Origin of the sequence: Streptomyces sp. NPDC000151 (assembly GCF_040301705.1) — a bacterium.
GTDB lineage: Bacteria > Actinomycetota > Actinomycetes > Streptomycetales > Streptomycetaceae > Streptomyces.
In genome coordinates, this window is record NZ_JBEPFC010000025.1 from 23,718 (window position 1) to 41,927 (window position 18,210).

15 protein-coding genes are annotated in these 18,210 nt (G+C 72.4%); 6 read left to right on the forward strand and 9 right to left on the reverse strand.

Features of this window, described 5'->3' with window-relative positions; all coding sequences use genetic code 11:
* The first annotated feature begins 44 nt into the window (after positions 1 to 44).
* A complete protein-coding gene (locus tag ABT381_RS10985; RefSeq protein ID WP_351591038.1) occupies positions 45 to 1,034 on the forward strand; it encodes an AAA family ATPase in 990 nt (329 codons plus the stop codon).
* Positions 1,031 to 2,758, forward strand: coding sequence for a cobaltochelatase CobT-related protein (locus ABT381_RS10990; RefSeq protein ID WP_351591041.1), 1,728 nt, complete (start codon positions 1,031 to 1,033; stop codon positions 2,756 to 2,758). The genes ABT381_RS10985 and ABT381_RS10990 overlap by 4 nt, the downstream gene beginning before the upstream one ends.
* 4 nt (positions 2,759 to 2,762) lie before the next feature.
* Here ABT381_RS10990 and pdxR read toward each other — a convergent pair whose 3' ends face one another.
* Entirely contained in the window at positions 2,763 to 4,265 is a 1,503-nt protein-coding gene (gene pdxR, locus ABT381_RS10995) for a MocR-like pyridoxine biosynthesis transcription factor PdxR (RefSeq protein ID WP_351591044.1), read from the reverse strand.
* Positions 4,266 to 4,602: 337 nt separating this feature from the next.
* Here pdxR and ald point away from each other — a divergent pair, with 337 nt between their 5' ends.
* The 3 genes from ald to ABT381_RS11010 all read left to right on the forward strand — a co-directional run bounded on the left by ald (position 4,603) and on the right by ABT381_RS11010 (position 8,961).
* Entirely contained in the window at positions 4,603 to 5,718 is a 1,116-nt protein-coding gene (gene ald / locus ABT381_RS11000; RefSeq protein ID WP_351591047.1) for an alanine dehydrogenase, read from the forward strand.
* A gap of 83 nt (positions 5,719 to 5,801) precedes the next feature.
* On the forward strand, positions 5,802 to 7,172 hold the full coding sequence (locus ABT381_RS11005; protein WP_351591050.1) for an aspartate aminotransferase family protein: 1,371 nt from the start codon (positions 5,802 to 5,804) through the stop codon (positions 7,170 to 7,172).
* A 283-nt stretch (positions 7,173 to 7,455) separates the two neighbouring features.
* Positions 7,456 to 8,961 (forward strand): amino acid permease, encoded by a 1,506-nt coding sequence (locus tag ABT381_RS11010; protein WP_351591052.1) that lies wholly within the window; start codon positions 7,456 to 7,458, stop codon positions 8,959 to 8,961.
* Positions 8,962 to 9,016: 55 nt separating this feature from the next.
* Here the strand turns inward: ABT381_RS11010 and secD are convergent, their stop codons facing one another.
* From secD to ABT381_RS11025, 3 genes are all read right to left on the reverse strand, one after another.
* Entirely contained in the window at positions 9,017 to 11,377 is a 2,361-nt protein-coding gene (secD, locus tag ABT381_RS11015) for a protein translocase subunit SecD (RefSeq protein WP_351591055.1), read from the reverse strand.
* A gap of 116 nt (positions 11,378 to 11,493) precedes the next feature.
* Entirely contained in the window at positions 11,494 to 11,913 is a 420-nt protein-coding gene (locus ABT381_RS11020) for a hypothetical protein (RefSeq protein ID WP_351591058.1), read from the reverse strand.
* Between the two features lie 118 nt (positions 11,914 to 12,031).
* Positions 12,032 to 12,454 (reverse strand): globin domain-containing protein, encoded by a 423-nt coding sequence (locus ABT381_RS11025; protein ID WP_351591061.1) that lies wholly within the window; start codon positions 12,452 to 12,454, stop codon positions 12,032 to 12,034.
* Between the two features lie 152 nt (positions 12,455 to 12,606).
* Here ABT381_RS11025 and ABT381_RS11030 point away from each other — a divergent pair, with 152 nt between their 5' ends.
* Positions 12,607 to 13,191 (forward strand): pyridoxamine 5'-phosphate oxidase family protein, encoded by a 585-nt coding sequence (locus ABT381_RS11030; protein WP_351591064.1) that lies wholly within the window; start codon positions 12,607 to 12,609, stop codon positions 13,189 to 13,191.
* Positions 13,192 to 13,279: 88 nt separating this feature from the next.
* On the opposite strand, the gene ABT381_RS11035 is transcribed toward ABT381_RS11030, so the two are convergent.
* From ABT381_RS11035 to argC, 5 genes are read right to left on the reverse strand one after another with little or no spacing between them, the layout of a single operon-like run.
* Positions 13,280 to 13,819, reverse strand: a complete 540-nt coding sequence (locus tag ABT381_RS11035; protein WP_351591067.1) for an arginine repressor — start codon at positions 13,817 to 13,819, stop codon at positions 13,280 to 13,282.
* A gap of 8 nt (positions 13,820 to 13,827) precedes the next feature.
* A complete protein-coding gene (locus ABT381_RS11040; RefSeq protein ID WP_351591070.1) occupies positions 13,828 to 15,048 on the reverse strand; it encodes an acetylornithine transaminase in 1,221 nt (406 codons plus the stop codon).
* The gene (gene argB, locus ABT381_RS11045; protein ID WP_351591072.1) at positions 15,045 to 15,965 is read right to left on the reverse strand and encodes an acetylglutamate kinase; all 921 of its coding nucleotides are present in this window, start codon (positions 15,963 to 15,965) and stop codon (positions 15,045 to 15,047) included. The genes ABT381_RS11040 and argB overlap by 4 nt, the downstream gene beginning before the upstream one ends.
* Positions 15,962 to 17,113, reverse strand: a complete 1,152-nt coding sequence (gene argJ, locus ABT381_RS11050) for a bifunctional glutamate N-acetyltransferase/amino-acid acetyltransferase ArgJ (protein ID WP_351591074.1) — start codon at positions 17,111 to 17,113, stop codon at positions 15,962 to 15,964. The genes argB and argJ overlap by 4 nt, the downstream gene beginning before the upstream one ends.
* A complete protein-coding gene (gene argC, locus ABT381_RS11055; protein ID WP_351591077.1) occupies positions 17,110 to 18,138 on the reverse strand; it encodes an N-acetyl-gamma-glutamyl-phosphate reductase in 1,029 nt (342 codons plus the stop codon). The genes argJ and argC overlap by 4 nt, the downstream gene beginning before the upstream one ends.
* Between the last annotated feature and the right edge of the window lie 72 nt (positions 18,139 to 18,210).

The window sequence follows — 18,210 nt, forward strand, 5'->3', positions numbered from 1 at the left end:
AGGGGGCTCACCGCCCCACCCGTCACGCAAAGGAGCCCCCGCACATGACGACCGGTCCTGGTACTCCCCCGGCCCCGGACGGGCCCGACACCACCGTCGCCGTCAAGGACGTCTTCGGCATCGACTCCCCGCTCACCGTCCCCGCGTACCGCGAGCCCACCGCGTACGTGCCCGAGGTGGACACCGCGTACCGCTTCCAGCCCGATGTCACCCTGGCGCTGCTCGCCGGGTTCGCACGCAACCGCCGCGTGCTGGTCCAGGGCCTGCACGGGACCGGTAAGTCCAGCCACATCGAGCAGGTGGCCGCGCGGCTCAACTGGCCCTGCGTACGCGTCAACCTCGACGGCCACCTCAGCCGCCCGGACCTGATCGGCAGGGACGCGGTGGTGCTGCGCGACGGGCAGCAGGTGACGGAGTTCCAGGAGGGCATCGTGCCCTGGGCGCTGCAGCGGCCGATGGCGCTGATCCTGGACGAGTACGACGCGGGGCGCCCGGACGTGATGTTCGTTCTGCAGCGGATGCTGGAGAGCGACGGGAAGCTGACCCTGCTGGACCGGAACAGCGTCCTCGCGCCGCACCCCGCCTTCCGGCTCTTCGCCACCGCCAACACGGTCGGCCTCGGCAACCTCAACGGCCTCTACCACGGCGCCCAGCGGCTGAACCACGCGCAGATCGACCGCTGGCACGTCGTCGCCGCGCTCGACCACCTCCCCGCCGAGGAGGAGGCCGCGATCGTCCGCTCCCGCGTCCCCTCCCTCGCCGACGAGAACGGCCGCGCGCTGGTCGCGGCCATGGTGGCCGTCGCGGGCCTGACCCGCCATGGCTTCCGGGCCGGCGACCTGTCCACGCTGATGTCCCCCCGTACGGTCATCACCTGGGCCGAGAACACCGAGATATTCGGCGACCCGGCGCCCGCCTTCCGGCTGTCCTTCCTCAACAAGTGCGACGAGGCCGAACGCCCGCTGGTGGCCGAGTACTTCCAGCGCTGCTTCGACCGCGAGCTGCCCGAGTCCTACGCGTTGGCGGCGACATGACGGGGACGGGACCGCAGGCCGCGGTGCGCCGCCGGCAGCAGGCGGAGGAGCTGTGCGCGGCAGCCGTACGGGCGCTGAGCGCGGACCCCGAGGTGCACTACCGCGGCGGGCGGCCCTACCGCGGCCTGCGCCCGGTCCCGGTCCACGCGCCACACGCCCGGCCCTCCCCCGACGACCCCGACTTCGCCTCCCGGCGCGGCGCCGCCGACGGCCTGGCGCTGCGGCTGCGCGGCTCCGACCCCCGCCTGCACGCCGAACTGTGCCCGGCGGACCCGGCCGCGCGCCTGGTCTTCGAGCTGCTGGAACAGTTCCGTACGGAGTCGATGGCGCCGCCCCCGCTGTCCGGCGTACGCACCAACCTCCGCCACCGCTTCACCCGCTGGTCCCGCGCGTGCGAGGAGTCCGGCCTCACCGAGACCGCCCGCGGCCTGCTGCTCTTCACGGTCGCGCACGTCGCGCGCTCCCGGATCACCGGCGAGCCGGTCCCGGCGCACGCGGAGGACCCCATCGAGGCCACCCGCGCCGCGCTCGCCCCGCTGACCGGCCACGACCTGGCCGCGCTGCGCCGGTACCGCGCCGACCAGCCCGCCTTCGCACCGCACGCGCTGTCCCTGGCCCGCACGATCGCCGACCTGCTGGCGACAACCGACGGCCCGGGCCCCAAGGACGACGCGGAGGACGCTCCCGAGGAGGAGGACGACCTCTCCCCCTTCACCGCCCTCCTCGACCTCGACTCCGACGCCGAATCCGGCGAGGAGACCGCCACCGCCGCGTCAGGACGCAGCCGGGTCCTGGCCGACGACCCCGGCGGCTACCGCGTCTTCACCACCGCCTACGACCGCGAGGCACCCGCCGCCACGCTCGTCCGCCCCGAACTGCTGCGCGAGTACCGGGACCGCCTGGACCGCCGCATCGCCGCTCAGGGCGTCAACGTCCCCCGCCTCGCCCGCGCGCTGCAACTGCTGCTCGCCACCCGCGCGCCGGACGGCTGGGACGGCGGCCAGGAGTCCGGCCACATCGACGGCGGCCGCCTCACTCAGCTGATCACTTCCCCCACCGAGCGCCGGCTCTTCCGTACCGAACGCACGGCCCCGGTGGCCGACGCGCTGGTCACCTTCCTCATCGACTGCTCGGGCTCGATGAAGGAGCACGCCGAGTCCGTGGCGATGCTGGTGGACGTGTTCGCCCGGGCCCTGGACCAGGCCGGCGCGGCCTGCGAGATCCTCGGCTTCACGACCGGCGCCTGGAACGGCGGCCGGGCCCGCCGCGACTGGCTGCGGGCCGGCCGCCCGCCCCACCCCGGCCGCCTCAACGAACGCTCCCACCTGGTCTTCAAGGACGCCGCCACCCCCTGGCGCCGCGCCCGCCGCGACATCGCGGCCCTCCTCAAGCCCGACCTCTTCCGCGAGGGCATCGACGGCGAGGCGGTCGCCTGGGCCTGCGACCGCGCCCTGGCCGCCCGCCCCGACAGCCGCCGCCTGCTCCTCGTCCTCTCCGACGGCAGCCCCATGGACACCGCCACGAACCTCGCCAACGACCGTCACTACCTCGACCATCACCTCCGCGACACCGTGGCCGCCCTGGACCACTCCGCCGCCGCGGAAATCGCCGGCATAGGCGTCGGCCTCGACCTCAGCCCGTACTACCGCCACTCCCGCGTCCTCGACCTCGCCACGGACACGGGCAACGGCGCCTTCCACGAGGTCCTGAGCCTGATCGGCTGAGCCGTCAGCTCCCCATCGCCCGGTCCACCAACTCCCCCAATATCCGAATCCCCGGGTCGATGGCGCTCAGCTGAGGGGCCGCGAAGCCGATGCGGAAGTGGTGGAGGGGTGGGGTGTCGGAGAGGAAGTAGATGTCGCCCGGTTCGATGAGGACGCCGTGGCGTTGGGCGAGGTCGACCAGGCGGCGGCAGTCGAGGTGTTCGGGGCCGGTCATCCAGAGGCTGACGCCGCCCTGGGAGGGGGTGGTGTGCCAGGGCAGGTGGGTGTTGACGGCCGTGCAGGCGGCTTCCCACTTGCGCATGAGCTGGCCGCGGTAGCGGCGGACCGCGCGGTGGTACTCGCCGGACTGGATCAGGAGGGCCAGCGCACGCTGGGTGTGGCCCGAGGGGTGGCGGACCGAGTAGCGGCGCAGGTCGCGGAGTTCGCGGACGAGTTCCTTGGCGCCGACGAGGTAGCCCATGCGCAGGCCCGGGGCCAGAAACTTGGAGAAGGTGCCCAGGTAGACGACCTGGTCGGTGGTGTCCAGGCCCTTCAGGGCCGGCGTCGGGCTGCCCTGGTAGCGGAACTCGCTGTCGTAGTCGTCCTCGACGATGACCGTGCCGCTCTCGCGGACGAGGGAGAGCAGGTCGCGCCGGCGGCCGATGCCGAGCGTGACGTTGGTGGGGTGATGGTGACTGGGCGTGACGTGCAGCAGGTCGACGCCGGCGAGGGTGGGCGGCGGGGTGAGCCCGGCGGCGGTCACGGGGAGCGGCATCAGGCGGGCGCCGGCGCGCACGAAGATGTGGCGCGCGTCGAGGTATCCGGGGTCCTCGACGGCGACGACGGAGCCGGTGCCGAGGAGGGCGCGGGTGAGGAGGTCCAGGCCCTGCTGGGAGCCGACGGTGACGAGGACCTCCTCGGGGGTGGCCTCGACGCCGCGGGCCGGGAGCAGGCGGCTGCAGACCATCTCGACCAGCAGCGGGTCGTCGAAGGCGATGCTGTCCTGGAGGCTGTAGCGGGCGTGCGGGTGGTAGAGCGCTTCGTTGAGCGCGCGGGACCAGTCGCGGGCGGGGAAGGCCCGCAGGTCGACCTGGCCTGCGAGGAAGGGGTACGGATACTCCGCCCAGTCGGCGCGCTTCTCGATGTGCGGGAGGGTGTCCTCGGGGTGGCCGCGCAGCCGTGCGCGCCAGTCGAAGGGCTCGTGCACGGGGCGCTGCTCGGCGGCGCAGTACGGCCGCATGTCGCGGTTGACGAAGATGCCCTGCCGCACCCGGCTCTCGACGAAGCCCTCGGCGACCAGCTCCTGGTAGGCGGCGTTCACGGTGTTCCGGGAAAGGCCCAGCTCACGGGCCAGTTCGCGGGACGAGGGCAGCCGGTTGCTGGCGTCGATGGTGCCGACGGCGATGCCGTGCTCGATGGCCTTGCGGATCTGGCGGTACAGCGGCTCGGCGGAGTCCCGGTCGATCTCGATCAGTGTGCGTGGAATGCCTGCCTCCTGCGATGGCGGATGGCGGGGGACGTGCTGCACCGGCGCGTGCGGGCGGGCGGGGAGGACCGGCGTGCGGAGGCGGCACTGCCCCCATCGGATTGACCGGATTCGCCTTGTCGTGGGGTGCCAGCTGACGGGATCGTAACCGCGTCCGGGCCACCGCCCAAGGGGGCGGACGGGAGAAATTGCCCGGCCCGGCCGGTATCGGGGTTCCCGGCCCTGGACCCATCAGAAGCCGGAGAACTGGCGCTTACGCCCGGACCAGTTGGCCCCCCACGCTAGCGCCAACGGAGCGCCGCGCCACGAACGTCGCATGCCGAACGCCGAATGCCGCCGGGTGCCCTTCCGCGCCCGCACTACCCGATGGGAGTTCTTCGTGAAGATCGGAATCCCGCGCGAGATCAAGAACCACGAGTACCGGGTGGCCATCACCCCCTCGGGCGTCCACGAGCTGGTCCGCCACGGCCACTCCGTGTACATCGAGGAGGGTGCCGGCACCGGCTCCTCGATCCCGGACGCCGAGTACGCCGCCGCCGGTGCCACCCTCCTGCGGGACGCCGACCAGGTCTGGGCCACCGCCGACATGATCCTGAAGGTCAAGGAGCCCATCGCCGAGGAGTACCACCGGATGCGCGAGGGGCAGCTGCTCTTCACGTACCTGCACCTCGCGGCCTCCAAGGAGTGCACGCAGGCGATGCTGGAGTCCGGGATCACCGGCGTCGCGTACGAGACCGTGCAGCCCGCCGACGGCTCGCTGCCGCTGCTCTTCCCGATGTCGGAGGTGGCCGGGCGGCTCGCGCCGCAGGTCGGCGCGTACCACCTGATGCGCGCGGCGGGCGGCCGCGGCGTCCTGATGGGCGGGGTGTCCGGCACCTCCCCCGCCAAGGTCGTGGTCGTCGGCGCCGGCGTCTCCGGCATGAACGCCGTGGCCGTGGCCACCGGCATGTGGGCCGACGTCACGCTGCTCGACCTGAACATCGAGAAGCTGCGCGCCGCCGACCGGATGTACCAGGGCCGGATCAGGACCGTCGCGTCCAACGCCTTCGAGCTGGAGCGCGCCGTCCTGGAGGCCGACCTGGTGATCGGCGCGGTGCTGGTGCCCGGCGCCAAGGCCCCCAAGCTGATCAGCAACGACCTGGTCTCCCGGATGAAGGAGGGCTCGGTACTGGTCGACATCGCCATCGACCAGGGCGGCTGCTTCGAGGACTCCCACCCGACCACGCACGCCGACCCGACGTACCAGGTCCACGACTCGGTCTTCTACTGCGTCGCGAACATGCCGGGCGCGGTGCCGAACACCTCCACGTACGCGCTGACCAACGTGACCCTGCCGTACGTCCTGGCGATCGCCGACAACGGCCTGGCCGCCGCGGCCGACGCCGACCCCGCGGTCAAGCGCGGCATCAACGTGGTGGGCGGCCAGCTCACCTACCGGCCGGTGGCCGAGGCGCACGACCTGAAGTACGTCGACGTCGACGAGGTCCTCGTCTGAGGCACGCGCCGGGCCCGTCCGCCCGCGGCGCGGGCCCGGACCGTACCGCCACCCCACCCGCTCCCCTTTCCGGAAGGATCACCGTGAGCACCGACTCCTCCCTCCGCGCCAAGGCGCAGGCCCACCTCGGCCAGCACTTCACCCGTAACGACGTCTGGCAGGACGAGGGCCTGCCGGTCTTCGTCCGCAGCGAGGGCTGCTACCTCTACGACGAGCAGGGCCGCCGCTTCCTGGACGGCCTGGCCGGGCTCTTCTGCGTCAACATGGGCCACGGCCGCGGCGACATCGTGGCCGCCGCTTCCAAGCAGATGGAGACGCTGCCGTACTCCACGAACTGGGGCGCGGCGCACCCGCCGGCCGTCGAGGCGGCGAGCCTGATAGCCGACCTGGCGCCCGGCGACCTCAGCGTCACCTGGTTCGTCAACTCCGGTTCGGAGGCCGTGGAGACGGCGATCAAGTTCGCCCGGCAGTACCACCGGAGCCAGGGCGCGCCGGAACGTACGAAGATCATCAGCCGCAGCATGGCGTACCACGGCGTGACGCTCGGCGCCCTGTCGGTGACCGGGCTGCCCAAGATCCGCGACCCCTTCGGGCCGCTGCTGCCGGGCATCCGGCACGTCCCCCACACCCTCGGCTTCACCGGTGACTGCGGCCCGGCGGACCAGCTGGACTGCGTACGGGCCATCGAGCAGGCGATCGTGGAGGAGGGCCCGGAGACGGTCGCGGCGGTCTTCGCCGAGCCGGTGCAGAACGGGCGGGGTGCGCTGGTGCCGCCGGACGGTTACTGGCGCGAGCTGCGCCGGATCTGCGACAAGTACGGCGTGCTGCTGGTCGCCGACGAGGTGATCTGCTCGTTCGGGCGGCTGGGCGAGTGGTTCGGCAGCGGGTACTTCGGCGTCGTGCCCGACATGATCACCTTCGCCAAGGGGTCCACGTCCGGGTACGCGCCGCTGGGCGGCATGATCGCCCGGGAGCCGCTGGTGCGCGGCCTGTTCGAGTCGCCGAAGGGCGGCACGTTCACGCACGGCGCGACCTGGGGTGGCCACCCGGTCTCCACCGCGGTCGCGGTCGCCAACATCACCGCCATGCGGGACGAGAACGTCCTCGGCAACGTCCGCACCCTCGGCCCCGGGCTGCGCGCCGGGCTGGAGGCCCTCAAGGACCGCTACCGCGTCGTGAAGGACGTGCGCGGCATGGGCTTCTTCTACGCGGTGGAGCTGATGGCCGACAGCGAGACCGGCCGCGAGCTGACCGAGGAGGAGTCGACGAAGGTGCTGCGCGAGGTGCTGCCGAGCGCCTTCAAGCGCACCGGCGTCATCCTGCGCCCCGACGACCGGGGCGCGACGATGCTGATGATCTCGCCGCCGCTGGTGGCCGACCGCGAGGTGCTGGGCGAGCTGCTCTCCGGCGTGGACGTGATGATCGCGGACGTGCAGCGGAGCGTGCTGGGCTGAGCCGGCGGGCCGTGCGGCCCCTCCTTTGTACCGGTGCAGGCAGGCGGCGACGTCTGCCTGCACCGGCGCACCCGTTTGCGCCGCATAACGCGTCCGATATACGGCGCCGCAATCCTGGGAAATGCCGCCGCAACACGGCCGCAACAGATTGCGCAGTCATTTTCCCCTGGTACCCAGAAACGGCTACGCTCTGGCGCTTTCCCTGGCGTTCACCGGGCAGCCATGATCCCGGACACTGCTGAATTTTCCGAAGGCTGGGCTTTCCGAGAGGAATGGGGTCCCTGTGCAAGAGAGAAATACGGCCGACCACGAAGGCGGCGACGGCGCCACGGAGACCGAGGGCGCCGGACTGCGGGGCGAACTCAAACAGCGCCATATGCGGCTCATCGCCCTCGGCGGGGTCATCGGCGCGGGGCTCTTCGTCGGCAGCGGCGTGGTCATCGAGGACGCCGGACCGGCCGCCATCATCTCGTTCCTGCTGGCCGGCGGGCTGGTCATCCTGGTGATGCGGATGCTGGGCGAAATGGCGGTGGCCCGCCCCTCGGTGGGCTCCTTCTACGCGTACGCACGCCTCGCCCTGGGCAATTGGGGCGGATTCACCATCGGCTGGCTCTACTGGTATTTCTGGGTGAATGTCGTGGCACTGGAGGCGGTGGCCGGCGCGAGCCAGCTGCACGTCTGGCTGCCCGGTATTCCGCTGTGGGTCATCAGCCTCTGCCTGATGGTCATCCTCACCGCGGTCAACATGTTCTCGGTGAAGTCCTTCGGGGAGTTCGAGTACTGGTTCTCCTCCATCAAGGTCGCCGCCATCACCGTATTTCTCGTCCTCGGCCTGGTATTCGTCCTCGGGCTGTGGCCGGGGGCCCACCACGCGGACGTCTCGAACCTGACCGCGCACCACGGTTTCGCGCCGCACGGCATCGGCCCGGTGCTCGCCGCCGTCATTCCGGCCGTCGGCTTCTTCACCGGCGCCGAGATCGCCGCGCTGGCCGCCTCGGAGTCCAGCGAGCCGCGCCGCAACGTCGCCAAGGCCACCAACTCCGTCGTGCTGCGCGTGCTGCTCTTCTACGTCGGCTCGATCTTCCTGGTCATCGCGATCGTGCCGTGGAACAAGCCGGACGTGGCGGACGGCCCGTACGTCGCCGCGCTCCAGCAGATCGGCATCCCCGCCGCCGGCACCCTGATGCGGCTCCTGGTCCTGGTCGCCGTGCTCTCCTCGCTCAACGCCGGGCTCTACAGCGCCTCCCGCATCGTCTTCGCGCTGACCAGGCACGGCGACGCGCCGCGCGGCCTGACCAAGCTCAGCAAGCGGGGTGTGCCGCGCCGCGCGATCCTCCTCGCGACCACCCTCGGCTATGTCTCGGTGATCATCGCGTATGTCTCGCCGGACGCGGTCTTCTCCTTCATCGTGCACTCCTACGGCGCGGTGGCCCTCTTCGTGTACCTGCTCGTCGCCCTCTCCCAGTTGCGGCTGCGCCGCCGCCTGGAGCGTGAGGACCCGGGCTCCCTCCAGCTGAAGATGTGGTGGTACCCGTACCTGAGCTGGTTCACGGTGGCCGCGATGGGGGTCGTGATCGTCACGATGGCCGTACTGCCCTCCACCCGCAAGGACTTCGCGGCCAGCGCGGTCACGCTCGTGGTGGTGCTCGCGGCGTACGGCGTGCGCGCCTACCGGAAGCGGGGGCCGGGCGGGGCCGCCGCCGAGGCGCCGCAAGAGGCGCCCGTCGGCCTGCCGAGTACGGGAGCAACGGCGGTGTCGGCTTCGGAGGCGAAGGCTCCACGCGCCTGACCGGGGTGCGTGCGGGCCGTACCGGATACGGCCCGCACCCCCAGGTGTCCGTCCGTCAGACCACAGCCCCCGAGTCGTCGGCGCGCCGTGCGCCCGCGCGGCGGCGGGCTCCGGTCGTCGACGGTGCGGACTTGGCCCGTCCGGCCGGCCGGGGCGGCGGCGCCGTACTGCGTGCCTCCAGCGAGATCGCCAGCGGCATCGCCGTGAACAGCGACGAGTACGTGCCGACGCCGATGCCGATCAGCAGCGCCACCGCGAAGTCGGTGAGCGTGTCACCGCCCAGGAACGCCAGCGCGGCCAGGATCAGGACGGCGCCGATGCCGGTGTTCACCGTGCGCGGCAGGGTCTGCAGGATCGCGGAGTTGGCGATCCGGTCGAACGGCGCCTTGCGGTTCGCGCCCCACAGCTCGCGCACCCGGTCGAAGACGACGACGGAGTCGTTGACGGAGTACCCGATGACGGTGAGCAGCGCCGCCAGGAACACCCCGTCCACCGGCTTGCCCAGCCAGGCGAAGACGCCGACCAGGATCAGCACGTCGTGCGCCATCGCGGCGACCGCCGAGGCCCCGAAGGTCCAGCGGAAGCGGGCCGCCAGGTACGCGAGCTGGGCGAGCAGCGCCACGCCGAGGGCGATCAGCGCGTTGCGGCGCAGCTCGTCCCCCAAGCTCGGCCCGATCAGCTCGTCCCGTACCTTCTCCGTCTTCCCGCCCAGCCCGGCGACGGTCCTGCGGACCTCGCTCTCCTGGGCGGCGGTCAGCTTCTCGGTGCGTACGGTGAGGTCGCCGTCGCCGGAGGCGTTCACCACGGCGCGCGGGAACCCGGCGTCGGCGAGCGCCTTCCGGGCCGCGCCGGGGTCCACCTCGGTGGCGGTGGCGTACTCGACCATCCGCCCGCCGGTGAACTCCACGCCGAAGTCCAGGCCGCGCAGCCCGATCCCGCCGACGGCCAGCACCAGCGCGAGCGCGGAGGCGGCGAGCCAGCGGCGCCGGTGGCGCATCAGATCGGGGCCGCGGCGGGCCAGCCAGGTGCGGACCCGGCCCTCGTCGGCCAGCCCGGTGAGGCGCGGCGCCGCCCGTACGAGGTCCCGCCCGAGGGCGAATTCGGCGAGCACCCGGGTGACGACCAGGGCACTGATCATCGAGGCGAGGACGCCGATGGAGAGGGTGACGCCGAAGCCGCGTACCGGCCCGGAGGCGAAGAAGAACAGCAGTCCGGCGGCGAGCAGGGTGGTGATGTTGGAGTCCGCGACGGCGCTGAAGGCGTTGCGGAAGCCGGCGGTCAGGGCAGTGCGGATGTCCGTGCGCGCGCCGTTGTCCGCGCCGCCGCGCCGCTTCTTCCTCCGCCCCGCCGCGTACTCCTCCCTGGCGCGTTCAAACACCAGGACGTTGGCGTCCACCGCCATCCCGATGGCCAGCACGAAGCCGGCCAGGCCCGGGAGGGTGAGGGTGGCGCCGAGCGCGAGCAGCGCGGCGTAGGAGATCAGCGCGTAACAGGCCAGGGCCAGCGCGGCGAGGACGCCGAGCAGCCGGTAGACGACGGTGATGAAGAGCGCGGTGAGCCCGATGCCGATGACCGCGGCTCCGGCGCTGGCCTCGATGGCGTCGGCGCCCAGCGTCGGCCCGACGGTCCGCTGCTCGACCAGCTCGACCGGTACGGGCAGCGCGCCGCCCTTGATGAGCAGCGCGAGGTCCTGGGCCTCCTGCTGGGTGAAGCTGCCGGTGATCTGGGTGGAGCCGCCGGTGATGCCGGTGCCGCAGGCCACCGACTCGTTGACCTGCGGGGAGGAGATGACCTTGTCGTCGAGGACGATGGCGGCCCGGCGGGCCGGGTCGCCGACGGGCTTGCAGGCGGCCTCGCCGGTGAGCTTCGCCCACTGCTTCTCGCCGCTGCCGCGCAGGTCGACGGCGACGTACCAGCCGCTGCCGCGCTCGGCGTCGAAGCCGGCCTCGGCGCCGTCGACCTGCTCGCCGGTGAGCGCGGCCGGGCCGACGCGCAGCGGCTGCCCGGACTCGTCGCGCAGGGTGCGCTCGTTCCCGGGCCCGGGCCGGCCGTCGCCGGACGGGCCGGTGCCGTGTACGGGGTGGAAGGTGAGCTGGGCGGTGCGGCCGAGGACCTCGGCGGCCTCGCGGGGGTCCTGGACGCCGGGGAGTTCGACGACGATGCGGTGCTCGCCGGAGCGGGCGAGGGTCGGTTCGGAGACGCCGAGGCCGTCGACGCGGCGGCGCAGCACCTCCAGCGTGCGTTCGGTGGCAGCGCGGTCGGCCTTGGCGGTGGGCGAGTCCCGGGTCTCCAGGACGAGTTGCGTACCGCCGCGCAGGTCGAGCCCGAGGCGGGGGGACTGGGTGAGGGAGAGGTAGAGCGAGAGGGCGAGGACGGCGAGCGCGAGCAGCGCGCGCAGCCTCGAAGCGCGGTTCATGGGCAGGGGCCTCCAACAGGCGGTGCCGCGCGGCCGGTTGCGTACGGGCGCGGCGGAGAACCGGCGGACGCCCCCGGTGACCTGGTCCGGTCAGGGGGTGCCGCCGTCTGGCTCGATCACCTGTGGGAGAGGGGTGGGGCGCGGGCCGCCCAAAGGCCCGCGGCGCACTGCGGCCGGCCGTCGGCCTCCCGGCGCACGGACGGCCAGGGCAGTGCGCGCAGCCGGGGTGCGTAGTGGCTTGCGGGGTCCAGGCCCGGGGCCGGGTGCGCGGCGTGCTGTTCGGCCGGCGTCGCGCGGCCGGTGCGCGGGAGGGCGTGCAGACAGCCGGGCTGGGTGGGCCCGGAGTGCGCGTGCGGCGGGGACGTCTGGCCCGCGGAGGCGTACTGGGACGTCTGGCCCGCGGAGGCGTACGGCGCGCCGCCCTCGTACGAGGTCGTGGCAGCGGCCGCCGCCGTGGGGCTCAGCCCGCCGAGGACGAGCGCGAAGACCGCGAGCAGCGCCCGCAGGGCGGCCGTGGGCCGCATCCGCCGGTCCATGCCGCCTCCTCGTCCGGGCTCGCCGTCCGGATGCCGGCCTGATCGCCGCACCCGGACGGATGTCCGCACACTCTGCCACGGACGGGAGGTTTCCGGAGGGCCCCGGCCAGGACGCCTGCTAGGACGCCTTCGCCTCCGGCGCGGTCATGGCGTCCGTCATCACCGCGGTGACGGTCTCGTACAACGCCGCCCAGGACGCCTCGATCTCAGGGGTCCAGGCGTCCCCCGCGAAGTGCCGCAGCGCGGCGATCAGGCTGCCGCCGACGGCCGGGAAATGCTCGGGGAGGGCGCCGTACCCGGCGTGCCGGGCGCCGAGCCCCTGGAGGATGCGGACGACGGTGTCGGTGTCCTCCAGGTTGGCCACCAGCCCGCCGATCGCGTTCCAGAGGCGGTCCTCCTGCTCTTCGAGGTGCTGGGCGAACAGCGGCCGCACCCCGGGGTGATGGGCGAAGAGATGGGCGTAGAAGTACTTCGTCACGGCGGTGCCGTGGGGCTCGACGGCGGCGTAACTGCTTTTGACGAGCGCGGGGTTGAAGGTCATGACGGGACAGTAGGCAGCGCGCGTTTCCGTGGGCCGGTGCCGCCGTGACCGTACGGGAAGCGCTCCCTCAGCGAGGGCCGGGTGCCGTTGTGAGACGGGGGCAAATCCGGGCACCCGCCCAGCTCCGTTGCCACGGGCGGATACTGGGCCGCATGGGAAAGGTTCACGCACGTATAGACGGCAGGCTGCGCACGTTCATCGAGGCGCAGAAGATCTTCTTCACCGCGACCGCGCCGCTCTCGGGGGACGGCACCGTCAACCTCTCGCCCAAGGGCCTGTCCGGGTCGTTCGCGGTCCTCGACGAGCACACCGTGGCATACCTCGACTTCGCCGGCAGCAACGCCGAGACCGTCGCGCACCTGCGGGAGAACGGCCGCATCACGCTGATGTGGTGCGCCTTCGAGGGCCCGCCCAACATCGTCCGCGTGCACGGCCGCGGCGAGCCGGTCTTCCGCGACGACCCGCGGTGGGACGGCCTGCTCGCGCACTTCCCCGGCATCGACGGCGCCGCGCACGGCCTGCGCGCGGTCATCGTCGTCACCGCCGAGCTGATCCGCGACACCTGCGGCTACGGCGTGCCGTTCATGACGTACGACGAGGACCGCCCGCTGCACCGCTCGCGCTTCGAGCGGGAGACGGACGAAAGCCTGGACGCGTACTTCCAGAAGAAGGAGTGGATCGCGCAGAGCATCGACGGGCTGCCGGGGCTGCCCCTGCCGCTGCCGCCGCTGCCGTAGAAGCGCGCGGGCCCCGCAGAAGCGGACGGGCCCCGCCTCCCTCAGGGGAAGCGGGGCCCATGCGCGCCCGTGCGGAGTCAGCTGCTCGTCAGCCGTTCCGCTGCGCCAGCCGCAGCAGGTGATCGGCGAGCGCCTGGCCGCCGTCCGGGTCGCGGCTGATCAGCAGCAGCGTGTCGTCGCCGGCGATGGTGCCGAGGATGACGTGCAGCTCGGCCTGGTCGATGGCCGAGGCCAGGAACTGCGCCGCACCCGGCGGCGTACGCAGCACCACCAGGTTCGCCGACGCCTCGGCCGAGATCAGCAGCTCGCTGGAGAGGCGGCGCATCCGCTCCTCCTTGGCGGACTCGCCGAGCGGCGCCTTGGGCGTGCGGAAGCCGCCCTCGCTCGGCACCGCGTAGATCAGCTCTCCGTTGGTGTTGCGGATCTTCACCGCGCCCAGCTCGTCCAGGTCCCGGGAGAGCGTCGCCTGGGTGACGCTCAGCCCGTCGTCGGCCAGCAGCTTGGCCAGCTGGCTCTGGGACCTGACCGGCTCGCGGTTGAGAATGTCCACGATCCGGCGGTGCCGGGCGGTCCGTGTCTGCGGTACGGCGTGGCCGTGCAGCGAATCGTTGTCCTGCGCCTCGGTCATCGTTCTGCTCAGTCTCCGGATCGTCGTTCCCCGTCGGCCGCCTCCTGGGCCGCGTCGAGGACGCCGGGCAGCTTCTGGAGGAACACCTCCACCTCTGCGTCCGAGACGATCAGCGGCGGCGCGAGCCGGACCACGTCCGGCACGCAGGCGTTCACCAGGAGACCAGCGTCCTGAGCGGCCTGCTGCACCTTCGGCGCGTGCGGCCCCGTCAAGACGATACCCAGCAGCAGGCCCGCACCGCGGACCGAGCCGACCAGCGGGTGTCCGAGAGCCTCGATCCCGCCGCGCAGCCGCTCCCCGGCCCGCTTCACGTGATCGAGCAGCCCGTCCGCCTCGATGGTGTCCAGGACGGCCAGCGCGGCGGCGCAGACGACGGGGTTTCCGCTGAAGGTGGAGCCGTGCGCGCCGGGCGTGAGCAGCTCGGCGGCCTTCCCGTACGCGAGGGTCGCGCCGATCGGCAGCCCGCCGCCCAGCCCCTTGGCGAGCGTGACGACGTCCGCCTCGACGCCCTGGGCCTGCGCCTCCAGCCAGTTCCCGGTCCGGCCGATGCCGGTCTGGATCTCGTCCAGGACGAGCAGGGTGCCGGTGGCGGCGGTGATCTCGCGGGCGGCCCGGAGGTACCCGGCCGGGGGCACGATGACGCCGTTCTCGCCCTGCACCGGCTCCAGAATCACGAAGGCGGTGTCGGTGGTGACGGCCTCCCGCAGCGCCTCGGTGTCGCCGTACGGTACGTACGTCACGTCACCGGGCAGCGGGCGGAACGGGTCCTGCTTGGCGGGCTGGCCCGTCAGCGCGAGGGAGCCCATGGTCCGGCCGTGGAAGCCGCCGACGGTGGAGACGATGTGGGTCCGCCCGGTCAGCCGGCCGATCTTGAAGGCGGCCTCGTTGGCCTCGGCGCCCGAGTTGGAGAAGTACACCCGCCCTGGACGGCCGCCGGCGATCTGCAGCAGCCGCTCGGCGAGCGCGACGGTCGGCTCGGTGATGAAGAAGTTCGAGACGTGCCCGAGGGTGGCGACCTGGTCGGAGACGGCGCGGACGACGGCCGGGTGCGCGTGGCCGAGCGCGTTGACCGCGATGCCGCCGAGGAAGTCGAGGTACTCGGCCCCGTCGGCGTCCCAGACCTTGGCGCCCTCGCCGCGCACCAGTGGGATCCGGGGCGTGCCGAAGTTGTCCATCATGGCGCCCTGCCAGCGCCGGGTGAGCCCCGTGTTGCTCAGTCCGTTCGTCATGCCGCCCCCTCGTCCTCGTGTGCGTCGGGCACGACCATCGTGCCGATGCCCTCGTCGGTGAAGATCTCCAGCAGGATCGAGTGCTGGACCCGCCCGTCGATCACCCGGGCGGTGTGCACGCCGTTGCGTACCGCGTGCAGGCAGCCGCGCATCTTGGGCACCATGCCGCTGGCCAGGTCCGGCAGCAGCTTCTCCAGCTCGGTCGCGGTGAGCCGGGAGATGACCTCGTCGCTGTTCGGCCAGTCCTCGTACAGGCCCTCGACGTCGGTGAGGACCATCAGCGTCTCGGCGTTCAGCGCGGCGGCGAGCGCCGCGGCCGCCGTGTCGGCGTTCACGTTGTACACGTGGCCGTCGTCCGCGCTCCGGGCGATGGACGAGATCACCGGGATCCGGCCGTCGTCCAGCAGCGCCTCGACCGCACCCGCGTCGATGGCGGAGATCTCGCCGACCCGGCCGATGTCCACCCGCTCGCCGTCGATGTCCGCGTAGTGCTTGGTCGCGGACATCAGGTGGGCGTCCTCGCCGGTCATGCCGACGGCGAGCGGCCCGTGCTGGTTGAGCAGCCCGACCAGCTCCCGCTGGACCTGCCCGGCCAGCACCATCCGTACGACGTCCATGGCCTCGGGCGTGGTGACCCGCAGCCCGGCCTTGAACTCCGACTCGATGCCCAGCGTGGCCAGCTGCTTGCTGATCTGCGGGCCGCCGCCGTGCACGACGACCGGGCGGAGCCCGGCGTGCCGCAGGAACACCACGTCCTGCGCGAAGGCGGCCTTCAGCTCCTCGTCGATCATGGCGTTGCCGCCGAACTTGATGACGACGGTCTTGCCGTGGTGGCGGGTGAGCCAGGGCAGCGCCTCGATGAGGATGCGGGCCTTGGGCAGCGCCGTGTGTTTGCGTGCGGTGGTCGGCTCGCTCATGAGGAATACGCGCTGTTCTCGTGGACGTAATCGGCGGTGAGGTCGTTGGCCCAGATGATCGCGGACTCGGCACCGGCGGCGAGGTCGGCGGTGATCCGGACCTCCCGGTACCGCATGTCGACCAGGTCGCGGTCCTCCCCCACCGAGCCGTTCTTGCAGACCCACACGCCGTTGATCGCGACGTTCAGCTGGTCGGGCTCGAAGGCGGCGGAGGTGGTGCCGATGGCGGACAGCACCCGTCCCCAGTTCGGGTCCTCACCATGGATGGCGCACTTGAGCAGGTTGTTCCGCGCGATGGACCGCCCGACCTCCACGGCGTCGTCCTCGCTCGCCGCGTTGATCACCTCGATGCGGATGTCCTTGCTGGCGCCCTCGGCGTCGCCGATGAGCTGCCGCGCGAGGTCGTCGCAGACCTCGGTTACGGCGGCCGCGAATTCCGCGGCCTCCGGGGTCACGCCGGACGCGCCCGAGGCGAGCAGCAGCACGGTGTCGTTGGTCGACATGCAGCCGTCGGAGTCGACCCGGTCGAAGGTCGTACGGGTCGCGCCGCGCAGCGCCGTGTCCAGCTGCTCCGCCGGCACATCGGCATCCGTCGTCAGCACGACGAGCATGGTGGCCAGCCCCGGCGCGAGCATCCCCGCGCCCTTGGCCATGCCGCCGACGACCCAGCCGTCGCGCTCCGCGAATGCCGTCTTGTGCACGCTGTCGGTGGTCTTGATCGCGATGGCGGCCTTCTCGCCGCCGTGCGCGCTCAGCTCACCGGCCGCCTTCTCGATGCCCGGCAGCACCTTGTCCATCGGCAGCAGCTCGCCGATCAGCCCGGTCGAGCAGACCGCGACCTCCCCGGCGTTCTGGCCCAGCACCTCGGCGACCTTCTCGGCGGTCGCGTGGGTGTCCTGGAACCCCTTCGGCCCGGTGCAGGCATTCGCCCCGCCGGAGTTCAGTACGACGGCACTGACCTGCCCGGCCTTGAGCACCTGCTGGGACCAGAGGACCGGCGCCGCCTTGACGCGGTTGGCGGTGAAGACGCCGGCGGCGGCCAGTCGCGGACCGGTGTTCACCACGAGGGCGAGGTCCGCGTTCCCGTTCTCCTTGATCCCGGCGGCGATGCCCGCCGCCGTGAATCCCTTGGCTGCCGTAACCGTCACGGCGCGACTCCGATCGTGGAAAGTCCCGTGTCCTCGGGGAGCCCGAGGGCGATGTTCATGCTCTGTACGGCGCCACCGGCCGTACCCTTCGCGAGGTTGTCGATCGCGCAGATCACGATGATCCGCCCGGCGGCCGCGTCGTACGCGACCTGGAGCTGCGCCGCGTTCGACCCGTACACGGCCGCGGTGGCCGGCCACTGCCCCTCAGGCAGCAGCTGTACGAAGGGCTCGTCGCCGAACGCCTTCTCGTACGCGGCCCGCAGGTCCTCCCCCGTCAGCCCCGGCTTCGCCTTGGCCGTGCAGGTCGCGAGGATGCCGCGCGGCATGGGCGCGAGCGTCGGCGTGAAGGACACACTGACCGGCTCGCCCGCGGCAGCACTCAGGTTCTGGATCATCTCGGGGGTGTGCCGGTGCACGCCCCCCACGCCGTACGGGCTCATCGACCCCATGACCTCGGAGCCGAGCAGGTGCGGCTTGGCCGCCTTGCCCGCGCCCGACGTGCCGGACGCGGCGACGATCACGGCCTCCGGCTCGGCCAGCCCCGCCGCGTATGCGGGGAACAGCGCGAGCGAGACGGCGGTCGGGTAACACCCCGGGACGGCGATGCGCTTGGACCCCTCCAGCGCGGCGCGCGCCCCGGGAAGCTCGGGGAGCCCGTACGGCCAGGTACCGGCGTGCGGGGACCCGTAGTACTTCTCCCAGTCCCCCGCGTCCTTCAGCCGGAAGTCCGCGCCGCAGTCCACGACCAGCACGTCCGGCCCGAGCTCCTCGGCCACGGCGGCGGACTGCCCGTGCGGCAGCGCGAGAAAGACGACGTCGTGCCCGGCCAGCACCTCGGTGGTGGTCGGCTCCAGCACCCGGTCCGCCAGCGGCAGCAGGTGCGGCTGGAGCGCGCCGAGTCGCTGCCCCGCGTTGGAGTTCCCGGTCAGCGCCCCGATCTCCACCTCGGGGTGCGCCAGCAGCAGCCGCAGGACTTCCCCGCCCGCATACCCACTGGCCCCGGCCACCGCCGCTCGTACAGTCATCGAACCCTCCTCGTCGATGGCATGACTATACGGACTACGACACTTTTATGCAACGCCGCATAGCGCCCCTTG